Source organism: Nonomuraea sp. NPDC050733 (genome assembly GCF_040654215.1).
Taxonomy (GTDB): Bacteria; Actinomycetota; Actinomycetes; order Streptosporangiales; family Streptosporangiaceae; genus Nonomuraea.
The window spans coordinates 90,360-97,351 of sequence record NZ_JBFAHO010000027.1; the positions used below are offsets into that span (position 1 = coordinate 90,360).

A 6,992-nucleotide genomic window follows, 5' to 3' on the forward strand; every position below is an offset into this window, starting at 1 on the left:
CTTCCAGATGTGGACGTTCACCAGACTACGCCCGGGCGAAAAGATCCCCGTGTTCCTCGGCGCGCGCCAGCACGTCGGCCGCGGTGAAGACCAGGTCGTCGGGGTGTTCGCAGCTCTCGACCTCCTCCCACAGCAGGGGCGTGGAGACCGTCGGGCGTTGCCTGGCCCGCAGCGAGTAGGGCGCCACGGTGGTCTTCGCCGGGTTGTTCTGGCTCCAGTCGATGAACACCTTCCCGGGGCGGGCCTTCTTGGCCATCACGCTCACCACCTGATCCGGGTGCTCCTTCTCCAGGAGCTGGGCGAGTCTCCTGGCGTACGCGGAGGGCTCCTCGCGGCAGTCCCAGGAGGCGTACAGCTGCATTCCCTTGTTGCCGCTCGTCTTCGGCAGGGCGGTCAGCCCCTCGACGCGCAGCACCTCGCGCAGCGTGAGCGCCACCTCGCAGCACTCCACGATGGTGGCCGGAGGGCCGGGGTCGAGGTCGAAGACGAGCGTGTCGGGCGGCAGCGCCTGCCCGTCCTGCGAGACCCGCCACTGCGGGACGTGCAGCTCCAGGGCGGCCAGGTTGGCGTAGTACACGAGCGTGGGCAGGTCGTCGACGACGGCGAAGTCGATGGTCTCGCGGTTCTTGGTGCTGCCGGGCGCCGGGAGCCGGACCGTGCGGACCCAGCCGGGGGTGTGCTCGGGCGCGTTCTTCTCGAAGAAGAACGCGCCTTCGACGCCGTTGGGGTAGCGCTTGACGGTGAGCGGCCGGTCCCGCAGGTGGGGGAGCAGGAGGGGCGCGACGCGGCTGTAGTAGTCGATGACCTCGGCCTTGGTGAAGCCCTCCTCGGGGTAGAGGATCTTGTCGAGGTTGCTGAGCACCAGCTCGCGCCCGTCGACGCGGACGGGGACCTTCTTCACGGCGTGACCTCCGCGCTCACAGGGTGACCTCCGCGGGGATCTTGTCGGGGCGCAGCCCGCGCCACACGGGGTGCCGGAGTCTCAGGTCGTCGGTCCACATCGTGTAGGCCACCTCCCCGACGAGGTCCGGTCTAACCCACCGGTTCCGCCACGGCACGGGATCGCCGAACGGGCTGTGCCGGATCTCCAGGGGCGCCAGCAGGGCGTACAGCTCGTCGAGCGTGGCGTCGGTGAATCCGGTCCCGACGTGACCGACGTACCGGAGCCCCTCGCCGGTGAACACGCCCATGAGCAACGACCCGATGCCGCCCGCCCGGCGACCCTTGCCGGGTTTCCAGCCGCCGACGACCACCTCGGTGGTGCGCAGGTGCTTGACCTTGACCCACCACGGGGAGCGCTCGCCCGGCCGGTACGGGGAGTCCAGCCGCTTGGCGACGACCCCCTCGAGGCCCTGCTCCCGCGTGGCCGCGAGCAGGTCCGACTCGCCGGGGAACTACGGCGGGGCGCCGGCGTCCAGCTCGTCGAGCAGGCCGCGCCGGTCACGGTACGGCAGGTCGAGGAGCGGGGTGCCGTCGAGGTACAGCAGGTCGAAGGGGACGAAGGTGATGGGGTGGAGACGCAGCATGGCCGGCTCGGGGTCGGTGAGGTTCATCCGCCGTTGCAGGCGCCGGAAGCTCGGCCGGCCGCGCGGGTCGAGGGCCACCAGCTCGCCGTCGATGACCGCGCTCCTCACGCCGAGCCCGGCAGCGGTCTTCGCCTCGCATACGGATATCTCGGGATAGCGGCGGGTGTAGTCGGCGCCGTGCCGCCCGGTCAGCCGCAGGCCGCCGTCGAGGTGGAGAAGCGCCCGGATGCCGTCCCACTTGACCTCCAGGCCGTAGCTTGCCCGGTCCTTGGGGAGTTCACCGGGGACGGCCAGCATTGGTTCGATCGGATGTGGCGTCGGGTATGGCATTCCTTGCCCCATGACGGGTATGTGCCCATTGGCCAGCCACCTGTTACCGCTTGAGGAGCGACCATGCGCAGCATCTGGAAGGGTGCGATCTCCTTCGGGCTGGTCACGATCCCCGTCAAGCTCTTCTCCGCCACGGAGCAGAAGGACGTCAGCTTCCACCAGGTGCACCGCGAGGACGGCGGACGCATCCGCTACAAGCGGGTCTGCACGGTGGACGGCGAGGAGGTCCCCTACTCCGACATCGCCAAGGGGTACGAGCTGGCCACCGGTGAGATCGTGGTCCTGACCGACGAGGACTTCGAGGACCTGCCGCTCAGCACGTCCCGCCGCATCGACGTGCTCCAGTTCGCCCCGGCCGAGCAGATCGACCCCATCTACTTCGCCAAGTCGTACTACCTGGAGCCGGACGGGCAGGGCGCCAAGCCGTACGTGCTGCTCCGGAACGCGCTGGAGAGCTCGGGACAGGTGGCGGTGGTCAAGGTGGCGCTGCGCCAGCGCGAGTCGCTGGCGACGCTGCGGGTGCGCGACGGGGTGTTCGTCCTGGAGACGATGCTGTGGCCGGACGAGATCCGCAAGCCGGACTTCGAGTTCCTGGAGGAGGACATCGAGGTACGGCCGCAGGAGCTCAAGATGGCCGAGTCCCTGATCACCACGATGGAGTCCGACTTCGACCCGACCGAGTACCACGACGCCTACCGCGAGGCTCTGCAGCAGGTGATCGAGGCCAAGGTGGAGGGCAAGGAGGTCGTCGCGCCCCAGGGGGGCGAGGAGGAGGGCGGCCCTGCCGTGGACCTCATGGCCGCGCTGCGGGCCAGCGTGGAGGCCGCCAAGCGGGAGCGCTCCGGCCAGCCCGCCCGCGGCAGGAAGATGGCGGCCAAGGAGCCCAAGGCCGTCGAGGACAAGGGGACGCGCAAGGGTGAGGAGAAGGCCGCCCCCAAGCGCAAGACCCGCAAGTCCGCCTGAGCCCCACAGCCCCGCCGAGGCGCTCGGCATGGTGACACGTGATGCACGACGGCGGCTGCATACGGCGAGTGCCTGTGTCCGTCCGGGTGCGACCGGGGGCGAGGCCCCGACACCACGGCGAACACAGGCACTCAGTGACGAGCTGGAAGCTCACTCCGGCCGGAAAACGTCGCACGGCTCACATGCGCCGGGCCGGCCTGGCACGCTCCGTCGGAGCGCTTCAGAATTCGACGACGGTCAGTCGTCGTCGTCGTTGCCCCCACGCGCCACGGCGACGGCGTCGGCGTCGGCTTCGTTGTCGTTGTTGTTGACGTTGTTGTTGTGGATGTGGATGCGCAGCCGCAGCCTCTGGTGGCCGCTGCGGAAGCCACGGCCGCCCCAGCCGCCACAACGGAAGCGGCAGCCGCAGCCCCAGCGGTGGCCGCAGCTCGTGCTGAAGTCCACCGAGGCAGCACCCGCGGTGGCCGTGGTGGTGGCCGCACCCAGCGCGACGAAGCCGCCGGAAAGGACCGTGGCGGCCGCGAGGCCCGCCATCGCGTGCTTGAACATGGATTCTCCCGAAGAATGGTGAGTGAACGTGCCACCGGAGCGCTTCCTGTGGCGCCGTGTGAATGGCTGAGAAAAGCGCTCCGGTGCTACTGCCGAACGCGCCGGGAAATGGGCTGGAGTTTTCTCCGGTCCAGCTACGGGTCTTACGTTTTTCTTCGGTACCCGTGACCGCCGAGGGGGTCGCCGCTCGTCCCGGCGAATGACGACCCCGGTGAACGCGGGCGCTCTTCAGATGTGAGCGCGGGGCTCACCCCGGCCGGAAAACGTCGCACGGCTCATGTGCGCCCGGCCGGCCTGGCACTCCGGTGGAGCGCTTCGGGTTCGGACGACTGTCAGTCGTCGTCGTCGTTGCCCCGACGCGACACGGCGACGGCGTCGGCGTCGGCGTCGTTGTCGTTGTCGTTCACGTTGTTGTTGTGGATGTGGATGTGGATCTTCACCCGGTTGTGGCCGCGACGGTGGCCCCAGCCACCGCGGAAGCCGCAGCCCCAACGGCGCCAGCAGCCCATGCTGAAGTCACCCGACGTGCTGGTGACCGTGGTGGCACCGGCGGACGACGCGGTGGTCAGCGCGCCGACGGTGACCACGCCGCCGGTCGCGGCGGTGGCCAGCGCGAGACCTGCGATTGCGCTCTTGAACGTGGGCATTGAATTCCCCCCTAAAGGATCGGTTGCCCTGGTTCTTTTGGCACATTCCGTCCTGAACGGAATATCCCGTGGATGGTGACCAAAAGCCCCATCCGACGCTTTTCATTTCCGGCGGCCGGGGGCTGCAAACGAGAATCGGGCCGTTTTGCTATACCCTAACGGTCCCATTGCTCTTATTAAGTGTTTATGAAATGAATTGCCATGATATGTCCGTTTTGCTCTGCCTGTTCGGCCGATATGCCGCACGAATAAAAGTGTCTACGTCCCGAAAAATGCTATTAAGTCCCTTATGTCATGGGATGGTGTGATGTGTCGCGAGGGGGTCGCTATCGTGGACTGGGCGCGAAGTAGGAGGGCACATGGCAGCAGAGCCGATCCCGCACTGGCCAGGACGCATGGTGGGCTCGGTACACGTCAGATCCACCCCGGACGGCGCTCCCGAACAGGCCGTGTTCGTCCACGGGCTGGCCGGGGCCGCCACCAACTGGACGGACCTGATGGACGAGCTCAAGGACGTCGTCACCGGCCACGCCATCGACCTGCCGGGCGCCGGCCACTCACCGGCCCCCGGGGACGGGGACTACAGCGTCGCCGCGCACGCCAGAGCCGTCATCGGCCTGCTGGAGCACACGGGCCCGGCCCATCTGTTCGGCAACTCGCTCGGGGGAGCGGTGGCCGTCCGCGTCGCCGCGGAACGGCCCGACCTGGTGCGCACGCTCACGTTGATCTCGCCCGCGCTGCCCGACCTGCTGCCCAGGTACGGGCCGGTCCGCGTGGCCGCCGCGGCGATGCCCAGGCTCGGCGAGTGGGTGGCCGACAAGCTCCGGCTCGTCCCGGCCGAGCAGCGCATCAACGCCTCGTTCGCGATGGTGTGGGCCAACGTCGCAGCCGTCCATCCCGTACGGCTGCGCGACGCCGTCGAGGAGCTGCGCAGGCGCGACGACCTGCCGTACGCCGGAGCCGCCATGATCGGCTCGGCCCGCGGCATCGTCGCGGAGTACTTCGCCGAGTACTTCCGGCGCGGCGAGGACAGCCTGTGGCGGTGCGCCGCCCGCGTCCAGGCGCCCACGCTGATCATCCACGGCCGGCACGACCGGCTGGTCCGTCCCGCCATGGCCGCCAAGGCGGCCCGCACGTTCCAGCAGGTGAGGCTCGTGCTGTTGCCCGGGGCGGGGCACGTGGCGATGATGGAGATGCCCTCCGTGGTGGCCGCCGAGGCCCGCCGTCTGATCGGTGAGACGCGATTGGGGAATGCCCCGCTCACCGGCTAGGTTCCAACCTGAGGAACGTGAGATGGGTCCCCCTGGAACGGGAGCGTAGAAAGTGTCGTTGCCACCTCTGGTCGAGCCGGCCACAGAGCTGACCGTTGACGAAGTGCGCCGCTACTCACGCCACCTGATCATTCCCGACGTGGGGATGGCCGGGCAGAAGCGGCTGAAGAACGCCAAGGTGCTCTGCGTGGGCGCGGGCGGCCTGGGCTCCCCCGGGCTGATGTACCTCGCGGCGGCGGGCGTCGGCACGCTCGGCATCATCGACTTCGACGTCGTCGACGAGTCCAACCTGCAGCGCCAGATCATCCACGGCCAGTCCGACGTCGGCCGGCCGAAGGCCGAGAGCGCCGCGGCGACCGTCCGCGAGATCAACCCGCTGGTCGACGTGATCGTCCACAACACCGCGCTGACCAACGACAACGTGATGGAGATCTTCTCCGGCTACGACCTCATCGTCGACGGCACGGACAACTTCGCCACCCGTTACATGGTCAACGACGCGGCGGTCCTGCTCGGCAAGCCGTACGTGTGGGGCTCCATCTACCGCTTCGACGGGCAGGCGAGCGTGTTCTGGGCCGAGCACGGCCCCTGCTACCGCTGCCTCTACCCGGAGCCCCCGCCTCCCGGCATGGTCCCGTCGTGCGCCGAGGGCGGCGTGCTCGGCGTGCTCTGCGCGTCGATCGGCTCCATCCAGGTCAACGAGGCCATCAAGCTGCTCACCGGCATCGGCGACCCGCTCGTGGGCCGGCTGATGATCTACGACGCCCTGGAGATGAAGTACCGCGACGTCAAGGTCCGCAAGGACCCCGAGTGCGTGCTGTGCGGCAAGAACCCCACCGTCACCGCGCTGCTCGACGACTACGAGGCGTTCTGCGGCGCGCTCTCCGACGAGGCCGCCGAGGCGGCCACCGGCTCCACGATCACCGCACTGGAGCTCAAGGCCATGCAGGACAACGGCGATGACATCTTCCTCGTGGACGTCCGCGAGCCGAACGAGTACGAGATCGTCTCCATCCCCGGCGCCACGCTGATCCCCAAGGGCGAGTTCCTCAACGGCTCGGCGCTGGAGCGGCTGCCGCAGGACAAGCGCATCGTGCTGCACTGCAAGTCGGGGGCACGCTCGGCGGAGGCGCTGGCCATCGTCAAGAACGCCGGCTTCTCCGACGCCGTCCACGTCGGCGGCGGCGTGCTGAGCTGGGTCAAGACCGTGGACCCCAGCCTGCCGTCCTACTGACCGCGGAGTGCTTCACCGGACCGGCCGTCCCTCGGGGCGGCCGGTTCTTTGTCTGCTCCCGCCTGCCGGCGGTCCGGAGAAAGACCGGTTTCCGCTGCTGGTCCGGTTTCAGGGGATGGCACCGGGTCGCCCGCATTAAGGTCGAAGCCGTGGACATTGCCCGCCCCTGTTGGCCGGCCCTCGTGGTGGCCTCCGCGCTGACGCTCGTCTGCGCGGTGACCGCCGGGGTGGCGGCCGGTGCGGCGGGCACGGAGCTGACCCGGGGCCCGAACACCGCGGAGCTGCGCGCCGCCGTCAAGCGGGAGACGGCCGAGCGGTGGCGTGTCTGGCCGGCGGGGCGCGTCTTCCCGGCCCGCCTGGCGTACTCCGCCGAGCAGGGCGGCACCGAGCAGGCCAGCCGGATCGGCATCTCGCCGCGCACGAGCTGCGCCGGGGCCGTGGACCCGGCCGCCGGCGCGGCGCTGCGCCGGGC

At 69.3% G+C, this 6,992-nt stretch carries 7 protein-coding genes and 2 pseudogenes; 4 read left to right on the forward strand and 5 right to left on the reverse strand.

Translation table 11 applies throughout. The features are described from left to right. Positions 1–25: 25 nt before the first annotated feature. The 3 genes and pseudogenes from ligD to AB0H64_RS31915 all read right to left on the reverse strand — a co-directional run. Positions 26–901 (reverse strand): non-homologous end-joining DNA ligase, encoded by an 876-nt coding sequence (gene ligD / locus AB0H64_RS31905; protein ID WP_357632072.1) that lies wholly within the window; start codon positions 899–901, stop codon positions 26–28. A 16-nt stretch (positions 902–917) separates the two neighbouring features. Continuing rightward, the gene (locus AB0H64_RS31910; RefSeq protein ID WP_357632086.1) at positions 918–1,253 is read right to left on the reverse strand and encodes a hypothetical protein; all 336 of its coding nucleotides are present in this window, start codon (positions 1,251–1,253) and stop codon (positions 918–920) included. Positions 1,254–1,283: 30 nt separating this feature from the next. Next, positions 1,284–1,868, reverse strand: a pseudogene (locus tag AB0H64_RS31915) (DNA polymerase LigD); the annotation flags it as partial. A 51-nt stretch (positions 1,869–1,919) separates the two neighbouring features. Between AB0H64_RS31915 and AB0H64_RS31920 the strand changes: the two are divergent. Beyond that, positions 1,920–2,819, forward strand: coding sequence for a Ku protein (locus tag AB0H64_RS31920; RefSeq protein ID WP_357632074.1), 900 nt, complete (start codon positions 1,920–1,922; stop codon positions 2,817–2,819). A 237-nt stretch (positions 2,820–3,056) separates the two neighbouring features. Here the strand turns inward: AB0H64_RS31920 and AB0H64_RS31925 are convergent, their stop codons facing one another. Both AB0H64_RS31925 and AB0H64_RS31930 read right to left on the reverse strand, forming a co-directional pair. Then, positions 3,057–3,368 (reverse strand): hypothetical protein, encoded by a 312-nt coding sequence (locus AB0H64_RS31925; RefSeq protein ID WP_357632076.1) that lies wholly within the window; start codon positions 3,366–3,368, stop codon positions 3,057–3,059. Positions 3,369–3,700: 332 nt separating this feature from the next. Beyond that, a complete protein-coding gene (locus tag AB0H64_RS31930) occupies positions 3,701–4,015 on the reverse strand; it encodes a hypothetical protein (protein ID WP_357632078.1) in 315 nt (104 codons plus the stop codon). A 359-nt stretch (positions 4,016–4,374) separates the two neighbouring features. Between AB0H64_RS31930 and AB0H64_RS31935 the strand changes: the two genes are divergently transcribed. The 3 genes and pseudogenes from AB0H64_RS31935 to AB0H64_RS31945 form a co-directional block, all read left to right on the forward strand. After that, positions 4,375–5,286: an alpha/beta hydrolase gene (locus AB0H64_RS31935; RefSeq protein ID WP_357632080.1), complete on the forward strand. Its 912-nt coding sequence runs from the start codon at positions 4,375–4,377 to the stop codon at positions 5,284–5,286. 52 nt (positions 5,287–5,338) lie between these two features. Beyond that, positions 5,339–6,520, forward strand: coding sequence for an adenylyltransferase/sulfurtransferase MoeZ (gene moeZ, locus AB0H64_RS31940; protein WP_357632081.1), 1,182 nt, complete (start codon positions 5,339–5,341; stop codon positions 6,518–6,520). 149 nt (positions 6,521–6,669) lie between these two features. Further along, positions 6,670–6,992 (forward strand): annotated as a pseudogene (locus AB0H64_RS31945) (hypothetical protein); the annotation flags it as partial.